Annotated in this window: 18 protein-coding genes; 11 read left to right on the forward strand and 7 right to left on the reverse strand. The window is 72.1% G+C overall.

The window, feature by feature from the left end:
• From FHR36_RS04965 to FHR36_RS04980, 4 genes are all read left to right on the forward strand, one after another.
• Positions 1-1,179 carry a sensor histidine kinase gene (locus FHR36_RS04965; protein WP_253794053.1) on the forward strand — a complete coding sequence of 393 codons (1,179 nt, stop codon included), beginning with the start codon at positions 1-3 and terminating at the stop codon, positions 1,177-1,179.
• Complete coding sequence (locus FHR36_RS04970; protein ID WP_253794054.1) at positions 1,176-1,865, forward strand: response regulator transcription factor; 690 nt, start codon at positions 1,176-1,178, stop codon at positions 1,863-1,865. The genes FHR36_RS04965 and FHR36_RS04970 overlap by 4 nt, the downstream gene beginning before the upstream one ends.
• Before the next feature lie 109 nt (positions 1,866-1,974).
• A complete protein-coding gene (locus FHR36_RS04975; protein ID WP_407660784.1) occupies positions 1,975-2,355 on the forward strand; it encodes a DUF485 domain-containing protein in 381 nt (126 codons plus the stop codon).
• Entirely contained in the window at positions 2,352-3,971 is a 1,620-nt protein-coding gene (locus tag FHR36_RS04980) for a monocarboxylic acid transporter (RefSeq protein WP_253794055.1), read from the forward strand. Before FHR36_RS04975 ends, FHR36_RS04980 begins: the two co-directional genes overlap by 4 nt.
• 25 nt (positions 3,972-3,996) lie before the next feature.
• Here the strand turns inward: FHR36_RS04980 and FHR36_RS04985 are convergent, their stop codons facing one another.
• Both FHR36_RS04985 and FHR36_RS04990 read right to left on the reverse strand, forming a co-directional pair.
• Positions 3,997-4,689 (reverse strand): response regulator, encoded by a 693-nt coding sequence (locus FHR36_RS04985; protein ID WP_253794056.1) that lies wholly within the window; start codon positions 4,687-4,689, stop codon positions 3,997-3,999.
• Entirely contained in the window at positions 4,689-6,386 is a 1,698-nt protein-coding gene (locus tag FHR36_RS04990) for a sensor histidine kinase (protein WP_253794057.1), read from the reverse strand. Before FHR36_RS04990 ends, FHR36_RS04985 begins: the two co-directional genes overlap by 1 nt.
• Positions 6,387-6,558: 172 nt before the next feature.
• On the opposite strand from FHR36_RS04990, the gene FHR36_RS04995 reads away from it, so the two are divergent.
• The 3 genes from FHR36_RS04995 to FHR36_RS05005 all read left to right on the forward strand — a co-directional run bounded on the left by FHR36_RS04995 (position 6,559) and on the right by FHR36_RS05005 (position 9,364).
• Entirely contained in the window at positions 6,559-7,377 is an 819-nt protein-coding gene (locus FHR36_RS04995; RefSeq protein ID WP_253794060.1) for an ABC transporter ATP-binding protein, read from the forward strand.
• Positions 7,367-8,227 carry an ABC transporter permease gene (locus tag FHR36_RS05000; RefSeq protein WP_253794062.1) on the forward strand — a complete coding sequence of 287 codons (861 nt, stop codon included), beginning with the start codon at positions 7,367-7,369 and terminating at the stop codon, positions 8,225-8,227. Before FHR36_RS04995 ends, FHR36_RS05000 begins: the two co-directional genes overlap by 11 nt.
• A 78-nt stretch (positions 8,228-8,305) precedes the next feature.
• Positions 8,306-9,364: an ABC transporter substrate-binding protein gene (locus tag FHR36_RS05005; RefSeq protein ID WP_253794064.1), complete on the forward strand. Its 1,059-nt coding sequence runs from the start codon at positions 8,306-8,308 to the stop codon at positions 9,362-9,364.
• 57 nt (positions 9,365-9,421) lie between these two features.
• On the opposite strand, the gene FHR36_RS05010 is transcribed toward FHR36_RS05005, so the two are convergent.
• Positions 9,422-10,324 (reverse strand): ferredoxin family protein, encoded by a 903-nt coding sequence (locus tag FHR36_RS05010; protein ID WP_253794066.1) that lies wholly within the window; start codon positions 10,322-10,324, stop codon positions 9,422-9,424.
• Between the two features lie 177 nt (positions 10,325-10,501).
• Complete coding sequence (locus tag FHR36_RS05015) at positions 10,502-12,955, reverse strand: DNA gyrase/topoisomerase IV subunit A (protein ID WP_253794068.1); 2,454 nt, start codon at positions 12,953-12,955, stop codon at positions 10,502-10,504.
• Positions 12,956-13,196: 241 nt separating this feature from the next.
• Here FHR36_RS05015 and FHR36_RS05020 point away from each other — a divergent pair, with 241 nt between their 5' ends.
• From FHR36_RS05020 to FHR36_RS05030, 3 genes are all read left to right on the forward strand, one after another.
• On the forward strand, positions 13,197-14,516 hold the full coding sequence (locus FHR36_RS05020; protein ID WP_253794070.1) for a M16 family metallopeptidase: 1,320 nt from the start codon (positions 13,197-13,199) through the stop codon (positions 14,514-14,516).
• Positions 14,517-14,527: 11 nt separating this feature from the next.
• A complete protein-coding gene (locus FHR36_RS05025; protein WP_380230816.1) occupies positions 14,528-15,895 on the forward strand; it encodes a M16 family metallopeptidase in 1,368 nt (455 codons plus the stop codon).
• Positions 15,896-16,208: 313 nt separating this feature from the next.
• Positions 16,209-17,402 (forward strand): RtcB family protein, encoded by a 1,194-nt coding sequence (locus FHR36_RS05030; RefSeq protein ID WP_253794074.1) that lies wholly within the window; start codon positions 16,209-16,211, stop codon positions 17,400-17,402.
• A 54-nt stretch (positions 17,403-17,456) separates the two neighbouring features.
• Here FHR36_RS05030 and FHR36_RS05035 read toward each other — a convergent pair whose 3' ends face one another.
• Positions 17,457-18,278 carry an LAGLIDADG family homing endonuclease gene (locus tag FHR36_RS05035; RefSeq protein WP_253794076.1) on the reverse strand — a complete coding sequence of 274 codons (822 nt, stop codon included), beginning with the start codon at positions 18,276-18,278 and terminating at the stop codon, positions 17,457-17,459.
• Positions 18,279-18,431: 153 nt separating this feature from the next.
• Between FHR36_RS05035 and FHR36_RS05040 the strand changes: the two genes are divergently transcribed.
• Positions 18,432-19,343 carry a glutaminase gene (locus FHR36_RS05040; RefSeq protein WP_407660785.1) on the forward strand — a complete coding sequence of 304 codons (912 nt, stop codon included), beginning with the start codon at positions 18,432-18,434 and terminating at the stop codon, positions 19,341-19,343.
• An 18-nt stretch (positions 19,344-19,361) separates the two neighbouring features.
• Here FHR36_RS05040 and FHR36_RS05045 read toward each other — a convergent pair whose 3' ends face one another.
• Positions 19,362-20,135: a GNAT family N-acetyltransferase gene (locus FHR36_RS05045; RefSeq protein ID WP_253794078.1), complete on the reverse strand. Its 774-nt coding sequence runs from the start codon at positions 20,133-20,135 to the stop codon at positions 19,362-19,364.
• Between the two features lie 108 nt (positions 20,136-20,243).
• Complete coding sequence (locus FHR36_RS05050) at positions 20,244-20,522, reverse strand: HPr family phosphocarrier protein (RefSeq protein ID WP_253794080.1); 279 nt, start codon at positions 20,520-20,522, stop codon at positions 20,244-20,246.
• Positions 20,523-20,620 lie beyond the last annotated feature (98 nt).

A 20,620-nucleotide genomic window follows, 5' to 3' on the forward strand; every position in this document is an offset into this window, starting at 1 on the left:
GTGACCACCCTCGACCGCTGGACCCGCTGGCCCGCCGGGGACGCGCCCCTCCAGGAACGCTTCTCCCGGGCCCGGCAGGTGCTCGCCGTCGTCCTGCGGGCCGCTCTGCTGGTCGCCGTCGTCGCGAACACCTTCTCCGGCGACCGGTACACCGGCTGGCAGCTGGCCGCCGCGATCGGCTGGATCGTCAGCTCCGCCGTCCTGTTCGCGATCTGGCACCGCGCCAGCCGCGCCCACCGCCTCGCCCCCGCCCTCGGCTCCGCCGCCGTCCTGCTCACCATCGCCGCCCTCGCCGCCGAGGGCGGCGCCACCCTGCTCGCCGGCGTCATCTGGTGCGGCCTCGCGGTGATGGCCGTGGTCCGGCTGCCGCTGGGCGCCGCCCTGATCACCGCCGCCGGCTCGCTCGCCTCCTACGCCTTCACCACCGGCGACTCGCTGATCGCTGTCGCCGCCGTCACCGGCGGCATCGGCCTGCTCGGCTACCTGCTGCGCAGGGACGCCGAGGCCCGCTCCGCCCAGCGGGCCCTGCTGGCGCAGGAACGCGCCGCGCACGCCGCCGAGGCCGAGTCCGCCGCCCTCACCGAACGGGCCAGGATCGCCCGGGAGATCCACGACGTGCTCGCCCACAGCCTCTCCGCCCAGCTGGTCCACCTGGAGGCCGCCCGGCTGATGCTGGACCGCGGCGCCGACCGCGAGCAGATCCGCGAACGGGTGGTCGCCGCCCGGCGGATGGCCCAGGACGGCCTCGCCGAGACCCGTCAGGCGCTGTCCGCGCTGCGCGGCGAACTCACCCCCGTCGCCGACCAGCTGGCCGACCTGGCCCGCCAGGAGCAGGCCGAGCTCACCGTCCGGGGCGCCCCGCGCCCGCTGCCCGCCGAGGCCGGCCTGGCCCTGCGGCGTACCGCGCAGGAGGCGCTCACCAACGTCCGCAAGCACGCCCCGGGCAGCCGCACCACCGTCCGGCTCGCCTACCTGGACGACGGGGTGGAGCTGGAGGTCCGCAACGGCCGCCCGCCGCGCGGCGGGGACCGGGCGCTCGCCGACAGCGGGAGCGGGTACGGTCTGCTGGGGATGCGCGAACGCGCTGAGCTGCTCGGCGGCGACCTGCTGGCGGGCCCGGACGACGGAGGGTGGCGCGTGCTGCTGCGGCTGCCCGGGGACAGGGAGTTGCCAGCATGACGGTGGGGCCGACCAGGGTGGTGGTGGCCGACGACCAGACGGTGGTGCGCGAGGGCATCGTGATGCTGCTCGGACTGCTGCCCGACATCGAGGTGGTGGGCGCCGCCGCGGACGGCGAGGAGGCGGTCCGGCTGGTCGCCGAACAGGCGCCCGACGTGGTCCTGATGGACCTGCGGATGCCCCGCTGCGACGGTGTCGAGGCCACTCGGCGGATCCGCGCCGAGCACCCGGGCACCGAGGTGGTGGTGCTCACCACCTACGCCGACGACGACTCGCTCTTCCCCGCCCTGCAGGCCGGGGCGCGCGGCTACCTCACCAAGGACGCCGGGGCGGAGGAGATCGCCCGGGCGGTCGCCGACGTCCGCTCGGGCGCGGCCGGACTCTCGCCGCAGGTCCAGCGCCGCCTGCTGGAGCGCCTCTCGGGGCCGGCCCCCGCACCGCGGCCGGCGGCGGAGCCCGCCCCGGCGAAGCCGGCGGCGCTGCCCGACGGGCTGACCGCCCGGGAGGCCGAGGTGCTCGCCCTGATCGCCGAGGGCCTGTCGAACGCGGAGATCGCCGAACGTCTGTTCGTCAGCCCGGCGACGGTCAAGACGCACATCAACAACCTCTTCGCCAAGACCGCCGTCCGGGACCGCGCACAGGCTGTGGCATATGCGTTCCGACACGGATTGTCCAGCGGTTCGTAACCTGACGGGCCCTCATCCCAACGGGTGAACGTATCTGCGTGGGTGCGTGAAGCGGAATCCGATGCCCCATTCTGGTCCAGTTCAACCAGGCCGGAACGATGGAGCAGCGGTGGCACAGCAGCAGAAGGTGTTCGACCCGTGGGCGGCGGACCGGCCCCCCGCCGCCGCGGCGGAGCCCCGCGCCGGGGTCTACCGCGAGGTCCAGGCCGGCGCCGCCTTCCAGGCGATCCGCAGCGGCTACCGCGGCTTCGTGCTGCCCGCCACCGCCGTCTTCCTGGCCTGGTACCTGCTGTTCGTGGTGGCCCAGGCGTTCGCACCGAACCTGATGCGCCGCCAGGTCGCCGGCCCGCTGAACGTGGCCTGGGTACTGGGCCTCGGCCAGTTCGCCTCCACCTTCCTGCTGACCTGGCTGTACGCCCGCAACGCCCGCACCAAGCGCGACCGAGCCGCCCTCGATCTGCGCTGGGACACCCAGGACCAGCTGCGATGAGCCCGGTCGCGGTCAACCCGCTGCCCGACCACACCGTGGCCGTCGCCCTGTTCGCCGTCGTCGTCCTGGTCACCCTGGCGATCACCGTCTGGGTCGGCCGGCGCAGCTCCGCCGCCGAGGACTTCTACGCCGGCGGCCGCGACTTCAGCCCGCTGCAGAACGGCTTCGCCCTCTGTGGCGACTACCTGTCCGCCGCCTCCTTCCTCGGCGTCACCGGCCTGATCGCGCTCTACGGCTACGACGGCGTGCTCTACAGCATCGGCTTCCTGGTCGCCTGGCTGGTCGTGCTGATGCTGGTCTCCGAGCTGGTCCGCAACACCGGCCGCTACACCCTCGCCGACGTGCTCGCCCTGCGGATGCGCCAGCGCCCGGTGCGGGCCGCCGCCGGAACGGCCTCCCTGGTGGTCACCCTGATGTACCTGATCGCCCAGATGGTCGGCGCCGGCAGCCTGGTCGCCCTGCTGCTGGGCACCGACAGCGGCCGGGCCAAGGGCTGGACCATCGTCGCCGTCGGCGCCCTGATGATCGTCTACGTCACGGTCGGCGGGATGCGCGCCACCACCTGGATCCAGATCGTCAAGGCCTTCCTGCTGGTCGCCGGCTCGGTGGTGCTCACCGTCCTGGTGCTGCTGCGCTTCCACGGCGACCTCGGCGAGCTGATGCGCACCGCCGCCGCCCGCAGCGGCGTCGGCGACGCCTACCTGCAACCCGGCCTGAAGTACGGCGCCGGCACGGTCAGCCGACTCGACTTCGTCAGCCTCGGCCTCGCCCTGGTCCTGGGCACCGCCGGCCTGCCGCACATCCTCAGCCGCTTCTACACCGTCCCCACCGCCCGCGCCGCCCGCCGCTCCACGATCTGGGCGATCGGCCTGGTCGGCTGCTTCTACCTGATGGCCATCGTGCTCGGCCTCGGCGCCGGCGCCGTGGTCGGCGCCCGCGCGGTACGCGCCGCCAACCCGGCCGGGAACACCGCCGTCCCGCTGCTCGCCCTCGACCTCGGCGGCGGCCCCGGCACCAGCGGCGGCGTGCTGCTCTTCGCGGTGATCTCCGCGATCGCCTTCGCCACCATCCTCGCCGTGGTCGCCGGGCTCACCCTGGCCTCCTCCGCCGCCTTCGCGCACGACCTGTACGCCCGCGCCTGGCGCCGCTCCGACGAACGGGAGGTGACGGAGCGCCAGGAAGTGGTCGCCGCCCGCATCGCCGCGGTGGTGATCGGCGCACTCGCCGTCGTCCTCAGCCTGTACGCGCAGCGGCTCAACGTGGCCTTCCTGGTCGGCCTCGCCTTCGCCGTCGCCGCCTCGGCCAACCTGCCGACCCTGCTCTACAACCTGTTCTGGCGCCGCTTCACCACCCGCGGCGCGGTCTGGTCGGTGTACGGCGGGCTCGTCCCCGCAGTGCTGCTGGTGATCTTCTCCCCGGTCGTCTCCGGGGCCAAGACCTCGGTCGTCCAGGGCGTCGACTTCCACTGGTTCCCGCTGGAGAACCCCGGACTGGTCTCCATCCCGCTCGGCTTCCTGGCCGGCTGGCTCGGCACCGTGCTCTCCCGCGAGAGCGCCGACCCGGACCGCTACGCCGAGCTGGAGGTCCGCTCCCTCACCGGCGCCGGCGCCGCCTGAACCGCCCCGACCACCCGCGCCGCGGTCACGGCCGGGCCGCGGTCAGCACATACCGGTGCTCCGGGCGGCCGGTGTCGCCGTAGCGCAGGGTCAGCCGCAGCCGACTGTCGCGCTCCAACTGCTTGAGGTAGCGCTGCGCGGTGGAGCGGGACAGGCCGGTCTGCTCGGCGACCTCCTGCGCGGACAGCGGCCGGTCGGCCCGGCGCAGCACGGCGAGCACCAGATCGGTGGTGGGCGCCGAGTGGCCCTTGGGCAGGACCGCGTGCGGGGACTGCGCGGTACGCAGGGCGGAGAACATCCGGTCCACCTCGTCCTGGCAGGTCTCACGGGCGCCCGCCCCGGCCAGCGCGTGCCGCAGCTCGGCGTAGCCGGTCAGCTTGTCCCGCAGGCCCGCGTAGCTGAACGGCTTCACCAGGTACTGCAGCGCGCCGTGCTGCATCGCCGCGTGCACCGTGGACACGTCCCGGGCGGCGGTCACCATCATCACGTCGCTGGCGATGCCGGACTGCCGCATCCGGCGGACCAGCGCGAGCCCGGTCTCGTCCGGCAGATGGTGGTCGAGCAGCACCAGGTCCACCGGATGGCGTTCCAGCGAGGCCAGCGCCTCGGCGGCGCTGTGCGCCCGCCCGGTCACCCGGAAGCCCGGCACCTTCGCCACGTACGCCGCGTGCACCTCGGCGACCCGGAAGTCGTCGTCCACCACCAGTACGTCGATCATCACGCCTCCACCGGTGCGATGTACAGGGCCTCGGGCAGCCGGACCGTGAAACGGGCGCCGCCGAGCTGTGCTTCCCCCACCGAGATCGTGCCGCCGGCCCGCTCCACCAGCCGGGCGACCATGGCCAGGCCCAGCCCGCGCGGCCGGTGCGCGGGGGCCTGCTTGCTGGTCCAGCCCTCCTCGAAGATCCGCGTCCGCAGCTCGGGGGCGACCCCCGGGCCGGAGTCGCCCACCTCGACCAGCAGCACCGGACCGTCGGCCCGCAGCGCCACCTCCACCACCGGCCGACGCGAACCGGCGGACGGCCCGGCGCTGGCGGGGGAGCGGCCGGGGAAGAAGACCGCGCCCGGCGGCAGCGCCCCGCGGACCGGGCCGCCGGCGGCCCGCGCCGGGCCCGGACCGGCCGCGGCGTCCAGGGCGTTGTCGATCAGGTTGCCGACCACGGTGACCAGGGCGCGGGCATCCACCGCGGCGTCCGGCAGGTGACTGTCGGCGGACAGGACGAGCTCGATGCCGCGCTCCGCCGCGACCGCGGTCTTGCCGGCCAGCAGCGCCGCCACGTGCGGGTCCTGCACCTGCTCGGACACCTCGGCGGCCACCGCCGCGTGCGACCCCGACTGCTCGGAGATGAACTCGGCCGCCTGCTCGTGCCGGCCGAGCTCCAGCAGCCCGAGCAGCGTGTGCATCCGATTGGCGTGCTCGTGGTCCTGCGCGCGCAGCGCCTCGGTGAGACTGCGCGTGTTGTCCAGCTCGCGAACGAGCGACTCCAGCTCGGTCCGGTCCCGCAGCGTGGTGACGGCGCCGCCGTCCGGCGTGGCCATCCGGTTCACCACCAGCACCCGGTCGTCGCGGACCGCCGGCAGGTCGGTCCCCTCGATCCGCCCGGCGAGGACGTCCGCCAGCCGGCCCTGCGGCAGCACCTGGTCGACCGACCGCCCGACGCAGTCGTCCGGCAGCGCCAGCAGCCGCACCGCCTCGTCGTTGGCCAGCCGGATCCGGCCGTCCGGGTCGAGCGCCACCATGCCCTCGCGGATGCCGTGCAGCATCGCCTCCCGCTCCACCAGCAGCGCCGCGATGTCGGCGACCGCGATGTTGTGGGTACGCCGCTTCAACCGCCGGGCCAGCACCAGGGTGGCGGCCAACCCGGCCGCCAGGCCCACCCCGGCGCACAGCAGGATGCCCGTCGCCATCGACATCAGCCGGTGCCGGATCGAGTCGTCGCTGATCCCCACCGACACCTCGCCGACGATCCGCCCGTCCACCGCCCGCAGCGGCACCTTGCCGCGCGCGGTCCGCCCGAGAGTGCCCTGCTGGATCGCGGTGACGCTCTCCCCGCGCAGCGCCGGCTCCGGGTCGGTCGACACCCGCTGCCCGATCCGCCCCGGGTCGGTGTGCGAGAGCCGGATGCCGTCCACATCGGTGATCACCACGAAGCTGGCGCCGGTGGCCAGCCGGATCTGCTCGGCGTTGCGCTGCACCACCGCCGCGTCCCTGGCCTCCGCCGCCCGCGCGATCACCTCGTCCTGCGCGGTCACCTGGGCGATCGACAGCGCCCGCTGCATAGCGTCACGGTCCAGCTCCCGGCTCACCGGCGCCAGGAACAGCCCCGCGGTGACCGCGGTGACGCCCACCGTGACGACCGTCTGGCTCAGCAGCAGCTGGGCGAAGACCCGCCGGGGCCAGTGCGGTCGCCGCATCGAGGGTCTCCTTCGTTCTCCGTCAGCCCCCGACCATCGTTCTAGCCTAAGCAAAACGAGCAGAACAGCCCTCAACGCCCGAAAACCGCGTTACGCCGACAAGACTGCCGCCCACCGGCAACCGGCTCCTAACCTCCCGGAAACACAGCACAGACCCAGGAGGTGGTGGCCGATGAACCTGCCCGGAGCAGCCCCGGCGATCGAATTGACCGGTGCGACCAAGCGCTTCCGCACCCCGTCGGGCACCCTGCACACGGCGGTGCGCGACCTGGACCTGACCGTCGCCCCCAGCGAGTTCGTCGCCGTCGTCGGCCCCACCGGCTGCGGCAAGTCCACCACCCTGACCCTGGTCAGCGGCCTGGAGGAACCCACCGAGGGCGAGGTACGGGTCTACGGCGAACACGTCGCCGGCATCAACCCGAACGTCGGCTTCGTCTTCCAGCAGGACGCCGTCTTCCCGTGGCGCACCGTGCTCTCCAACGTCACCGCCGGCCCGCGCTTTCGCGGCGTCCCCGCCGCCGAGGCCCGCGAGAAGGCCCGCGACTGGCTGGCCCGGGTCGGCCTGGCCGCCTTCGAGGACCGCTACCCGCACCAGCTGTCCGGCGGCATGCGCAAGCGCGTCGCCCTCGCCCAGACCTTCGTCAACGACCCCAGGATCCTGCTGATGGACGAGCCGTTCTCCGCGCTCGACGTGCAGACCCGGGCCCTCATGTCCGACCAGCTGCTCGACCTGTGGGCCGGCACCGGCTCCTCGGTCGTCTTCGTCACCCACGACCTCGACGAGGCGATCGCCCTCGCCGACCGGGTCGTCGTGATGACCGCCGGACCCGCCACCGTCAAGGAGATCTTCACCGTCGACCTGCCCCGCCCCCGCACCGTGGAAGCCGTCCGCCTGGAACCCCGCTTCGTCGAGCTGTACCGCGAGATCTGGGCCTCGCTCGGCGAAGAGGTGCGCATCACCCGTGAGAGAGGAGCGGGACATGCCGCTTGAGACCGCCCCAGCCCCCACCCCCGCGACCGTCACCCGCACCGAGGTCCGCGAACGCGCCGCCCGCAACCGCCGCCTGCGCGTCCTCGGCGCCCGCGCCGGCGTCCTGGTCGCCTTCCTGGGCCTGTGGGAGATCTGCGCCCGCCAGAAGATCATCGACCCGTTCAACTTCTCCCAGCCCTCCAGGATCTGGGACCAGATCTGGCAGTGGACCACCCACGGCACCGCCCAGGGCTCCCTCGGCGAACAGATCGGCTACACCCTGTACGAGGCCCTCACCGGCTGGGTCCTCGGCGTCGTCGGCGGCGTCCTGCTCGGCATCGCCCTCGGCCGGATCCGCTTCCTCGCCGACGTGTTCGGGCCCTACATCAAGGTCCTCAACGCCATCCCCCGGATCGTCCTCGCCCCGATCTTCCTGATCTGGTTCGGCCTCGGACCGGCCTCCAAGGTCGCCTCCGCCGTCGTCCTGGTCTTCTTCCCGGTCTTCTTCAACGCCTTCCAGGGCGCCCGCGAGGTCGACCGCAACCTCGTCGCCAACGCCCGGATCCTCGGCGCCGGCAACCGCAAGGTCACCCTCCAGGTCGTCATCCCCGCCGCCACCAGCTGGATCTTCACCAGCCTGCACGTCAGCTTCGGCTTCGCCCTGATCGGCGCCATCGTCGGCGAGTACATCGGCGCCACCAAGGGCCTCGGCCTGATGGTCGCCGCCGCCCAGGGCACCTTCAACGCCGCCGGCGTCTACGCCGCCATGACCATCCTCGCCGTCGTCGCCCTCCTCACCGAAGGACTGCTCACCTTCGCCGAGAAGCGCCTCTTCCGCTGGAAGCCCGCCGACTCCGGCGACGGCCGCTGACCCCGCCCCACCCCGCCTGGATCAACCCCATCGCGTCGCGCCCACCCCCGCGCCCACCCCAGGAAGGCCCCACCCCCCATGCGCAGAACCCTCACCGCCGCCCTCGCCGCCGCGCTGCTCCTGCCGCTCGCCGCCTGCGCCAACGACGCCGCCTCCAGCTCCCAGAACGCCGCCGCCCCGGCCGGCCCCAGCGTCGACGGCCCCAAGGTCAAGATCATGGTCGGCGGCCTGGACAAGGTCATCTACCTCCCCGCCATGCTCACCCAGCGCCTCGGCTACTTCGCCGACGCAGGCGTCAACGTCGAGCTGATGACCGAACCCGCCGGCGTCAACGCCACCACCGCCCTCCTCGCTGGCGACGTCCAGGGCGCCGTCGGCTTCTACGACCACACCATCGACCTCCAGGCCAAGGGCAAGAACGTCGAATCCGTCGTCCAGTTCTCCCAGGCCCCCGGCGAGGTCGAGGTGGTCTCCGCCAAGCAGGCCGACGCCATCAAGTCCGGCGCCGACTTCAAGGGCAAGAAGCTCGGCGTCACCAGCATCGGCTCCTCCACCGACTTCCTCACCAAGTACCTCGCCGTCAAGAACGGCGTCGCCATCAGCGACTTCAGCCCCATCGCCGTCGGCGCCGGCCAGACCTTCATCGCCGCCATGCAGCAGGGCTCCATCGACGCCGGCATGACCACCGACCCCACCGTCGCCAACATCGTCGCCAAGAACGTCGGCACCGTCCTCTACGACATGCGCACCCCCGAAGGCTCCAAGGCCGCCCTCGGCGGCCTCTACCCCTCCTCCGCGCTGTACATGAACACCCAGTGGGTCGACGCCAACAAGGACACCGTCCAGAAACTGGCCAACGCCTTCGTCAAGACCCTCACGTGGATGTCCACCCACTCGCCCGAGGAGATCGCCGCCAAGATGCCGGCCGACTACGCCCAGGGCGGCGCCGACCAGTACGCCGCCTCCATCAAGGCCACCCTGCCCATGTTCACCACCGACGGCGTGATGCCCGCCGAAGGCCCCAAGACCGTCCTCGCCGTCCTCGGCGCCTTCCACCCCGACGTCAAGGGCAAGGAATCGACCATCGACCTCGCCAAGACCTACACCACCGAGTTCGTCACCAAGGCCAAGGGCTGACCCGCCCCGAAACCCCGTGACGGCCCCCCACCCCACCGGACAGCGGGTGCGGGGCCGTCACAGCACCTCTACCGCCACCACGTCCATCCGAGCCGGAGACGCCGGCGCCTTCCCGCAACTCTCCGCCCGCGGCGGCTCGCTCACCCCCTGCACCACCCGCACCCGCCAGCGCCGCCCGTCCCCGTGCCGCACCTCCACCGACCAGCCGCCGTCCACCGACCGCTGCTCCACCACCACCAGCGCCTCCGCCGCCGTCTCACCCGACAGCACCCGCACCGCCTGCTCCGCCGCCTGCCCCGGCCGCTCCCAGCACGACCGGCCCCGCGACCACTCCGGCACCACGTGCCCCGCCGCCGTCGACGCCAGCACCTCCTTCGCCGTCGCCCCGCTCAGGCGCCCGTACGCGTAACCGAACGGCAGCACCAGCATCGTCGGCGAGAACCGGTGACCCCCCAGATGCGTCACCTCCCACACCTCGCTGTGCCCCGCCGCCGCCAGCTCCGCCGCCAACGGACGCCCCAGCAGCGCACAACAGCGGTCCCGCCGCCCGTTGGTGCACACCAACGCGATCGGACCACCCGCGTGCTCCACCCCGAAACCCGCGTGGTCACCGGCGCCCAGCGCCGCGAAATCCAGCCCCAGCAGCGCCGCCGGATCCTCGAGCTCCGCCCGGCGCACGCACGAGCGACCCGGAACCGTGTGCGCCACGATCACCTCGTGCCGCGGCACCGGCGCCGTGTCCGCATGCCGCCCCGGACGGCGGATCAACGCCACCCGCACCCCCGTACCCGCCGCCGCCGCATCCAGCGCCCGGCCCAACTCGGAGTCCAGATGGCTCTCCGTCAGCGCCTTGGCCCCCCACGGCCCCGCCTGCTCCACCAGCAACCACGTCGCCGCCGTCGCCGCAGTGGCGGCCAGCGGCTCGGACAGTTCACTCGACAACGTCGCGCAAGTGCTCACCCGGCGAGCGTATTACCTCCAGGGGCTCGGGGAACCGCGAGGCCCGCCCCGGGGCGGGTGCGCTCAGAAGTTCACGCCAACCACGGGAAGGGGGCGCGAGGAACTGCGCGCCGAGCCGACAGCTCACGTGGAGCGTGGCCGGTCGCGCAGTTCCCCGCGCCCCTGTCGGTGGCTGAGCTACACGTGGCCGCCGATCGAGGCGATCCGCCCCGTCACCGGCGTCCCCGAACCGTCCCGGCGCGGGTCACGCTCCGGCAGCACCACCGGCGCACCGTTCGCCGCAGCCGCCCGCTCCGGCGCATTGCCCGCCCACGCGAACGCCAACCCGTCCTCACCCCGCAGGAACCGCTGAATCCGGACACCACCCGTCGCCCGACCCTTGCGCGGATACTGCTCGAACGGCGTCACCTTCCACGTGGTGTGCTCCTCGCCCGCCAGCGTCCCCGACGCCGCCGCCACCGACACCACCACCGCGTCCGACCCCGGATCCACCGCCGTGAACGACAGCACCCGAGCCCCGTCCGACAACTTCACCCCGGCCATACCGCCCGCCGGACGACCCTGCGGCCGCACCTGACCCGCCGGGTAGCGCAGCAACTGCGCATCGGACGTGATGAAGACCAGATCCTCCTCGCCCGTCCGCAGCTCCACCGCACCGACCAGCTCGTCACCCTCCTTGAGGGCGATCACCTCGAACTCGTCCTTGTTCGCCGGCCACTCCGGCACCACCCGCTTCACCACACCCTGCACCGTGCCCAGCGCCAGACCCGGCGAGGACTCGTCCAGCGTCGTCAGCGCCAGCACCCGCTCGCCGTCCGCCAGCCGCAGGAACTCACCCGGCGCCGCACCACCCGCCAACGCCGACGTCCCCGGCGGCAGCGCCGGCAGATCGATCACCGGCAGCCGCAGCGCCCGACCCGCCGACGTCACCACACCCACGTCACCGCGCGCCGTCGCCGGCACCGCCGACACCACCACGTCGTGCTTGGCCCGCGAACCCTCCGCCGCACCCTCCAACGGCTCCAGATCCGTCGAACGCGCCAGCAGACCCGTCGACGACAGCATCACCCGGCACGGATCGTCCGCCACCTCCAGCGGCACCGCCAGCGCCGCACTCGGCACCGACCCCGCCTCCAACAGCACCGTCCGCCGCTCCGTACCGAACTGCTTCGCCACCGCACCCAGCTCGCCCGACACCACACTGCGCAGCTTGGTGTCCGACTCCAGGATCTCCGTCAGCTCCGCGATCTCCGCATTCAGCTTCGTCCGCTCGCTCTCCAGCTCCACCCGGTCGAACTTCGTCAACCGCCGCAGCGGCGTGTCCAGGATGTACGCCGTCTGCGTGTCCGACAGACCGAAGCGCGCCATCAGCCGCTCCTTCGCCTGCCCCGCGTCCTCGCTCGACCGGATGATCGCGATCACCTCGTCGATGTCCACCAGCGCAACCAGCAGACCCTCGACCAGGTGCAGCCGGTCCTGCCGCTTGCGCCGACGGAAATCACTGCGCCGCTTCACCACCGTGAACCGGTGGTCGACGTAGACCTCCAGCAGCTCCTTCAGACCCAGCGTCAACGGCTGGCCGTCCACCAGCGCCACATTGTTGATACCGAAGGTCTCCTCCATCGGAGTCAGCTTGTACAGCTGCTCCAACAACGCCTCCGGCACGAAACCGTTCTTGACCTCGATCACCAGCCGCAGGCCGTTCTCACGGTCCGTCAGATCCTTGACGTCCGCAATACCCTGCAGCTTCTTCGCGTTGACCAGGTCCTTGATCTTGCCGATCACCTTCTCCGGACCCACCGAGTACGGCAGCTCCGTCACCACGATGCCCATCCGGCGAGCCGTCACCGCCTCGATCGACACCGTCGCCCGGATCCTGAACGTGCCACGACCCGACTCGTACGCGTCCCGGATCCCCGACAGCCCCACGATCCGGCCACCCGTCGGCAGATCCGGACCCGGCACGAACCGCATCAGCGTGTCCAGATCCGCACCCGGGTGCTTGATCAGATGCCGCGCGGCCGCCACCACCTCCGCCAGGTTGTGCGGCGGCATGTTCGTCGCCATGCCGACCGCGATCCCCGTCGCACCGTTCACCAGCAGATTCGGGAACGCCGACGGCAGGACCAACGGCTCCTGCTCACTGCCGTCGTAGTTCGGACCGAAGTCCACCGTGTCCTCGTGGATCGACTCCACCAGCGACATCGACGCCGCCGTCAGCCGCGACTCCGTGTACCGCATCGCCGCCGGCGGATCGTCATTGCCCAGCGAACCGAAGTTCCCGTGCCCGTCGATCAACGGCAACCGCATCGAGAACGGCTGCGCCATCCGCACCACCGCGTCATAGATCGACGCATCACCGTGCGGATGCAGGCGGCCCATCACCTCGCCCACCAGCCGCGCGCACTTCACATGCCCGCGCTCCGGCCGCAACCCCATCTCGTTCGCCTGGTACAGAATCCGCCGGTGCACCGGCTTCATACCGTCCCGCGCATCAGGCAGCGCACGGGAATAGATCACCGAGTACGCGTACTCGAGAAACGAGCCCTGCATCTCGTCCACGACATCGACATCGAGGATCCGCTCCTCGAAATCACCGGGCGGCGGAGTGGGCGAACTGCGGCGGGCCATCGCGGCGGGGCTCCCTTGCGTCTGCTTGCTACGTCGAACCTGTGACAACTCAGTCGAACCCTACGGGGGCACGGCGCCCCCCATTGTGGACCCTCCCCCCGACAGGCCGAGCAGCCCCATCCGCTTCCGCCCCTGGCGAACGCCCGCCCAGCGCGGACACCTCTCGGCCTGTGAGACGTTGCACCACAATGAGGGAACGGCACCAGCCCCCCGGACCGACAGAAGACGGGAAGGACCCCGCATGGCCAACCCGGCCCCCGCCTCCACCCGAGGCCTCGCCATCACCGAGCACCGCCTGGCCAACGGCCTGCGAGTCGTACTCTCCGAGGACCACCTCACCCCCGTCACCGCCGTCTGCCTCTGGTACGACGTCGGCTCCCGCCACGAGGTCAAGGGCCGCACCGGACTCGCCCACCTCTTCGAACACCTCATGTTCCAGGGCAGCGCCAACGTCTCCAACAACGGCCACTTCGAACTCGTCCAGGGCGCCGGAGGATCCCTCAACGGCACCACCAGCTTCGAACGCACCAACTACTTCGAGACCATGCCCGCCCACCAGCTGGAACTCGCCCTCTGGCTCGAAGCCGACCGCATGGGCTCCCTCCTCGCCGCCCTCGACGAGACCTCCATGGAGAACCAGCGCGACGTCGTCAAGAACGAACGCCGCCAGCGCTACGACAACGTCCCCTACGGCACCGCCTTCGAAAAACTCACCGCCCTCTCCTTCCCCGACCCCCACCCCTACCACCACACCCCCATCGGCTCCATGGCCGACCTCGACGCCGCCACCCTCGAGGACGCCCGCACCTTCTTCCGCACCTACTACGCCCCCAACAACGCCGTCCTCGCCATCGTCGGCGACCTCGACCCCCAACAGACCATCGCCTGGGTCGAGAGGTACTTCGGCACCATCCCCGCCCACAACGGCAAGCAGCCCCCCCGCGACGGCACCCTCCCCGACACCCTCGGCCGCGAAATCCGCGAACTCGTCGAAGAGGACGTCCCCAGCCGCGCCCTCATGGCCGCCTACCGCCTCCCCCACGACGGCACCCGCGAAGCCGACGCCGCCGACCTCGCCCTCACCATCCTCGGCAGCGGCGAATCCAGCCGCCTCTACAACCGGCTCGTCCGCCGCGACCGCACCGCCGTCGCCGCCGGCTTCGGCCTCCTCCGACTCGCCGGCGCCCCCTCCCTCGGCTGGCTCGACGTCAAGGCCTCCGCCGGCGCCACCACCGACCAGATCCAGACCGCCGTCGACGAAGAACTCGCCCGCTTCGCCGCCGAAGGCCCCACCGCCGAAGAACTCGAACGCGCCCAGGCCCAGATCGAACGCGAATGGCTCGACCGGCTCACCACCGTCGCCGGCCGCGCCGACGAACTCTGCCGCTACGCCGTCCTCTTCGGCGACCCCGGACTCGTCAACCAGGCCCTCACCAAGGTCCTCGACGTCACCGCCGAAGAAGTCCAGGCCCTCGCCGCAGCCCGCCTCCACCCCGACAACCGCGCCGTCCTCGTCTACGAGCCGACCACCACCGACGCCCACGAGGAGACGGCCGAATGACCACCCCCGCCATGACCTTCCACCCCCAGCCCCAGCCCGGCACCCCCACCCCCTGGGCCTTCCCCGCACCCCGACGAGCCACCCTCGGCAACGGCATCACCGTCCTGCACTGCCACCGCCCCGGCCAGCAACTCGTCGCCGTCGACCTCGTCCTCGACGCCCCCCTCGCCGCCGAACCCGACGGCCTCGACGGCGTCGCCGCCATCCTCGCCCGCGCCCTCAACGAAGGCACCGACACCCTCACCGCCGAAGAATTCGCCGGCGAACTCGAACGCGCCGGCGCCACCCTCGACGCCCACGCCGACCACCCCGCCATCCGCGTCTCCCTCGAAGTCCCCGCCTCCCGCCTCGAACGCGGCCTCACCCTCCTCGGCGACGCCCTCCGCACCCCCGCCCTCCCCGCCGACGAGATCGACCGCCTCCGCGCCAACCGCCTCGACGAAATCACCCACGAACAGGCCAACCCCGCCCGGCGCGCCGCCAAGGCCCTCTACGCCACCCTCTTCGACAGCGCCGACCGCCTCTCCCGCCCCCGCAGCGGCACCACCGAAACCGTCCAGCGCATCGACCGGGACGCCGTCAAGGCCTTCTACGACCAGCACATCCGCCCCGACACCACCACCGCCGTCGTCGTCGGCGACCTCACCGGCATCGACCTCACCACCCTCCTCGAAACCACCCTCGGCACCTGGCGCACCAACCCCGCCACCCCCCACACCCACGCCCCCGTCACCGCCGACGACACCGGCCGCGTCGTCATCGTCGACCGCCCCGGCTCCGTCCAGACCCAACTCCTCATCGGACGCATCGGCCCCGACCGCCACGACCCCACCTGGTCCGCCCAGATCCTCGGCACCTACTGCCTCGGCGGCACCCTCACCAGCCGCCTCGACCGCGTCCTGCGCGAGGAAAAGGGCTACACCTACGGCGTCCGCGCCTTCGCCCAACCGCTGCGCTCCGCCGCCGACCGCAGCGGCCGCGCCCTCCTCGCCATCAGCGGCTCCGTCGACACCGCCAACACCGCCCCCGCCCTCGCCGACACCTGGACCATCCTGCGCACCCTCGCCGCCGAAGGCCTCACCGACGCCGAACGCGAAGAAGCCGTCCAGTTCCTCGTCGGCGTCGCCCCCCTCAAGTACGAGACCGCAGGCTCCGTCGCCGCCACCCTCGCCGACCAGGTCGAACAGGACCTCCCCGACGACTTCCAGGCCGACGTCTACCGGCAGCTCGCCGAACTCGACACCGACACCGCCACCCGCGCCGTCGTCGCCGCCTTCCCGCCCGACCGGCTCGTCACCGTCCTCGTCGGCGACGCCTCCGTCATCGCCGAACCCGTCAAGGAACTCGGCATCGGTGACGTCACCGTCATCACCAACTGACCCGCGCCGCCCACCCCGAGGGCCCGACGGAGCCGACCGGCACCGTCGGGCCCTCGGCCGTTAATCGATTGCGGCGCCACCGCGCGCCATGGGTAGATGTCCCACGCCGGAACACACACAGGAGAGGAGGCGATCACCATGCGGGTCGAGCCCACCGAGCGACGCTCCCCACGATCGCCCCGACGCTGTTCCGCCGCCTTCGCTGCCTGACCGCAGCCCCAGCAGACCTCCCCGAGCCGCACCGGGACTCAACGCGCGGCACCACACCACCCGACCGACCCTCCCCGACCCGACCCACGGAGGTCGCACCACCATGTCGTACACCGAAGTCCCCGGCATCCGCGTACCCATCCGGATGTGGACCGACCCCGCCACCGTCGAGGGCCAGGCCATGCAGCAGCTGCGCAACATCAGCTCCCTGCCCTGGCTCCACGGCCTCGCCGTGATGCCCGACGTCCACCTCGGCAAGGGCGCCACCGTCGGCTCCGTCATCGCCATGGACGGCGCCGTCTGCCCCGCCGCCGTCGGCGTCGACATCGGCTGCGGCATGACCGCCGTCAAGACCTCGCTCACCGCGAAGGACCTGCCGGACGACCTCTCCCGGCTGCGCTCGAAGATCGAGCAGGCCATCCCGGTCGGCCGCGGCCTGCACACCGACCCGGTCGACCCGCGCAAGCTGCACGGCTTCGCGGCGACGGGGTGGAGCGACTTCTGGGACCGCTTCGACGGGATCGCGTCGGAGGTGAAGTGGAAGCGCGAGCGGGCTGCGCAGCAGATGGGGTCGCTCGGATCCGGAAATCATTTTATCGAAGTGTGTGTTGATAGCTCTGGCGTGGTGTGGCTGATGCTGCACTCGGGTTCGCGCAACATCGGCAAGGAACTGGCCGAGCACCACATGGGCGTTGCCCGCTCGCTGCCACACAACCAGGGCCTGGTCGACCGCGACCTCGCGGTCTTCATCGCCGACACCCCGCAGATGGCTGCCTACCGGCAGGACCTGTTCTGGGCGCAGGAGTACGCGAAGAACAACCGGGCGATCATGATGATGCTGCTGCAGGACGTGGTGCGGCGGGAGTTCGCGAAGGCGAAGGTGGTCTTCGACGAGATGATCTCCTGCCACCACAACTACGTGGCCGAGGAGACGTACGACGGCGTGGAGCTGCTGGTCACCCGCAAGGGCGCGATCCGCGCCGGGTCGGGCGACTACGGCATCATCCCGGGCTCGATGGGCACCGGCTCGTACATCGTCCGCGGGCTGGGCAACGAGGCGGCGTTCAACTCGGCGTCGCACGGCGCGGGCCGGAAGATGAGCCGGACGGCGGCCAAGAAGCGGTTCACCACGCGTGACCTGGTCGAGCAGACCGCGGGCGTGGAGTGCCGCAAGGACGCGGGCGTGGTCGACGAGATCCCGGGCGCGTACAAGTCCATCGAGAAGGTCATCGAGCAGCAGAAGGACCTGGTTGAGGTGGTCGCGCACCTCAAGCAGGTCGTGTGTGTGAAGGGCTGACCGACAGCCGGAGGCCGGGGTGCGCTGGGGGGCGCATCCCGGCCTCCGGCATGTTCAGGAGCAGGTGTCGGGGAAACGGCGGTGGGCCTTGCGCGGGCCGACCAGTCGCCACTTGCGGATGGCGCAGCTCTTGACCGAGCGGCCGAGCCGCTCGGCGGCGTCCGCCGGATCGACGGCTCCGAGGAGGATCCGGTCCTCCTCGCCGGTCCAGCTCCGGCGGGGGCCGGCCTTGCGCATGTCCGGCGGTCGCACCCAGCTCGCGGCGGTTGCGGCGGCGGCGAGCTTGCGGGGCAGGGCGAGGCAGCCCGGGTAGTAGAGCTCGCGGGCGAGTGCGACCGCCTCCTCCCGGGTGAAGAGGATGTTGTAGATCCCGTCCCGGGCGTTGCGGTTGACCGTCCGCCGGGTGCCGGTGAGGCATTCCGCGTAGTGGCAGAAGAACTGCATCAGGGGATCGCTGTCGGTCGTCAGGCTCACGAAGGGCAGATGTTGCCCGGTACGCCCGACCGAGCCGTCGGCGTCGATGAGTCCGCGGAGGTAGTCACGGGCTGAGAAGGGCCCGGCCGGAGGCGCCACGAATCGTGACTTCCTGCCTGCCGGCAGCCCGAGGGCTTGAAGTTGCTCACGGAACTCGCGTGCGTGGACCCGCCAGATCACAGAGCTGTGCTCGGACGCGAAATTGGTGCTGCGGGTGCGGAACCGGATGCTGCTGTGATGCGGGCAGATCCGCTGGAACGCCTCCAGGATCGGGGCGTCCCGGGCGGACAGCTCCACGGAGATGCGTCCTCGGTTGCGGGTTCCCTGACTGAGGTGCCCGTCCGCCTGGAGGAAGGCGAACATGTAGGCGTGGTCGGCCCTGGCGAGGTCGAAGTCGTTCATGCGGCTCAGCCTGTGGGCGGGCTTCGGGCGTTGTGCGGGCTTCGCGGTCGGATCATCCGATGCGGTGCAATCGCTAAAGTCGAAATGTCGGATTTCCGCCACCCCGCCCCCCGCTGCGCCGTCCCGGTGGGGCAGGTGGGCACAATGGCGGCCGTGGACTACCAGCGGCTTCTGCAGGACGTGATGGCGGTGGCGCTCGCGGGGGAGCGGCGCGGCCGGCCCGCCGACTACATCCCGGCGTTGGCGGAGGCGGATCCGTCGGCGTTCGGGATGGCGATCGCGACGGTGGACGGCGGGGTGTTCGGGGCGGGGGACTGGGAGGTGCCGTTCTCCGTCCAGTCGGTGTCGAAGCTGTTCACGCTGGCGCTCGCGCTGGCGGAGGGCGGGGACGGCCTGTGGCAAGGGGTGGGCCGGGAGCCGTCGGGCAATCCGTTCAACTCGCTGGTGCAGTTGGAGACGGAGCAGGGGATCCCGCGCAATCCGTTCATCAACGCGGGGGCGCTGGTGGTGACGGACCGGCTGCTGGAGCTGACCGGGGACGCGGCGGGGGCGGTGCGGGAGTTCCTGCGGGCGGAGTCGGGGAATGCGGCGGTGGACACCGACGACTCGGTGGCGGCGTCGGAGGCGCGGCACGGGCACCGCAATGCCGCGTTGGCGCATTTCATCGCGAGCTACGGCAATCTGCGCAATCCGGTGGATTCGGTGTTGGCGCACTACTACGCGCACTGTGCGATCGCCGCGTCGTGCCGGGATCTGGCGCTGGCGGGGTTGTTCCTGGCGCGGCACGGGGTGCGGGCGGACGGTTCGCGGTTGCTGACGCGCAGTGAGGCGAAGCGGATCAATGCGGTGATGCTGACGTGCGGGACGTACGACGCGGCGGGGGAGTTTGCGTTCCGGGTGGGGTTGCCGGGCAAGAGCGGTGTGGGTGGGGGTGTGCTGGCGGTGCTGCCGGGGCGGGGTTCGGTCTGTGTGTGGAGTCCGGGGTTGGACGCGGTGGGCAATTCGGTGCTGGGCGTGGCGGCGTTGGACGCGTTGACGACGGCGACGGGCTGGTCGGTGTTCTGACCGGGTTCCGGCGGGTGGTCAGCGTTGGCGGGCGGCGGTGAGGCTGCGCCAGGTGAGGCCGAGGCGCTGGTAGAGCCGGATGGCGGGGGTGTTGTCGCGGTCGACCATGAGGGCGGCGCGGCCGTGGGCGCGGAGCTGGGCGTCGAGGACGAAGCGGCAGACGGTGTGGGCGTGGCCGCGGCCCCGGCCGTGGTCGGGGTGGGTGGCGACGCCGGCGAGGAGGCCGACGGTGGGGGCGCTCCAGGCGTCGGCGGCGATGGCGGTGAGGTGTCCGCGGCGGTCGCGGACGCCGGCCCAGGTGTGGGGGCCGTCGCGGTGGGGGTGGGCGTGCGAGGTGGGGAAGTGGTCGTCGAGGAGGGCGGCGGCTTCGGGGAGTTCGTGGTCGGCGAGCCAGTGCGCCTCGGTGTCGGCGTCGGCGTCGGCAGGGACGGGGACGGCCGGTGGCGGTGGGGTGGTGGTGTCCATCCAGCCGAAGGTGCCGAGGGTTTCGAGTCGGGGGATCCGGTCGGCGAGGGCGGCGATGAGCCGGGTGTCGCCGAGGGGCCGGTAGGTGGGGCCGGCGGTGGCGAGGGCGTGGCGCAGCAGGGGTTCGGCGTCGGCGGCGGGGCCGTGGACGGCGAGGCGGTCGCGGCCGGAGATGCCGGGGGAGGCGACGGCGGTGGCGGCGCCGTGGGTCCAGGCGCGGGCGCCGGTGGTGAAGCCGCGGGCGGCCCACATGATGAGGGCGTCGTCGTGGCAGGCCTGGCGGAGCCGGTGCTCGGTGGTCAGTTCGGTCACGGCTGGTTCGGGCATGGCCCGATTGTGTCGGACGTGCCGGACGGTGCGACGTGCCATCGAGGGCCCCGGGCACGCCGAAGGGGTGCACCGCGCGCAGCGGTGCACCCCTTCGGGTCGGCCGGGTCAGGCGGCGGGGAGCTCGTCGAGGCCTTCCTGGACGAGCTTGGCGACGCGGTCGAGGGCCTGGTCGGCGCCGTCGGCGTCGGAGGTGAGGACGACGGTGTCGCCGCCCTGGGCGCCGAGGCCGAGGAGGCCGAGCATGGAGCCGGCGTTGACGGGGTGGCCGTCCTCCTTGGCGATGGTCATGGGCACGCCCGTGGCGGTGACGGCGCGGACGAAGATGGAGGCGGGACGGGCGTGCAGGCCTTCGGCCCAACCGACGGTGACGCGGCGCTCAGCCATGTGACGTGCCTTTCAGGTGGTGCAGGGTGGTGCATGTTGTCTAGACCAGTGTTGCATGCCGTCCGGCCTGCCGCCCACCCTCGGCTCCGCGACACCCC

Origin of the sequence: Kitasatospora cinereorecta, from assembly GCF_024172095.1 — a bacterium.
GTDB lineage: Bacteria > Actinomycetota > Actinomycetes > Streptomycetales > Streptomycetaceae > Kitasatospora > Kitasatospora cinereorecta.

Coding starts and splice junctions, on each gene's coding strand:
- FHR36_RS04970 (WP_253794054.1), top strand. CDS start 1,176: ATGACGGTGGGGCCGACCAGGGTGGTGGTGGCCGACGACCAGACGGTG.
- FHR36_RS04980 (WP_253794055.1), top strand. CDS start 2,352: ATGAGCCCGGTCGCGGTCAACCCGCTGCCCGACCACACCGTGGCCGTC.
- FHR36_RS04985 (WP_253794056.1), bottom strand. CDS start 4,689: ATGATCGACGTACTGGTGGTGGACGACGACTTCCGGGTCGCCGAGGTG.
- FHR36_RS04990 (WP_253794057.1), bottom strand. CDS start 6,386: ATGCGGCGACCGCACTGGCCCCGGCGGGTCTTCGCCCAGCTGCTGCTG.
- FHR36_RS04995 (WP_253794060.1), top strand. CDS start 6,559: ATGAACCTGCCCGGAGCAGCCCCGGCGATCGAATTGACCGGTGCGACC.
- FHR36_RS05000 (WP_253794062.1), top strand. CDS start 7,367: ATGCCGCTTGAGACCGCCCCAGCCCCCACCCCCGCGACCGTCACCCGC.
- FHR36_RS05005 (WP_253794064.1), top strand. CDS start 8,306: ATGCGCAGAACCCTCACCGCCGCCCTCGCCGCCGCGCTGCTCCTGCCG.
- FHR36_RS05015 (WP_253794068.1), bottom strand. CDS start 12,955: ATGGCCCGCCGCAGTTCGCCCACTCCGCCGCCCGGTGATTTCGAGGAG.
- FHR36_RS05020 (WP_253794070.1), top strand. CDS start 13,197: ATGGCCAACCCGGCCCCCGCCTCCACCCGAGGCCTCGCCATCACCGAG.
- FHR36_RS05025 (WP_380230816.1), top strand. CDS start 14,528: ATGACCTTCCACCCCCAGCCCCAGCCCGGCACCCCCACCCCCTGGGCC.
- FHR36_RS05030 (WP_253794074.1), top strand. CDS start 16,209: ATGTCGTACACCGAAGTCCCCGGCATCCGCGTACCCATCCGGATGTGG.
- FHR36_RS05035 (WP_253794076.1), bottom strand. CDS start 18,278: ATGAACGACTTCGACCTCGCCAGGGCCGACCACGCCTACATGTTCGCC.
- FHR36_RS05045 (WP_253794078.1), bottom strand. CDS start 20,135: ATGCCCGAACCAGCCGTGACCGAACTGACCACCGAGCACCGGCTCCGC.
- FHR36_RS05050 (WP_253794080.1), bottom strand. CDS start 20,522: ATGGCTGAGCGCCGCGTCACCGTCGGTTGGGCCGAAGGCCTGCACGCC.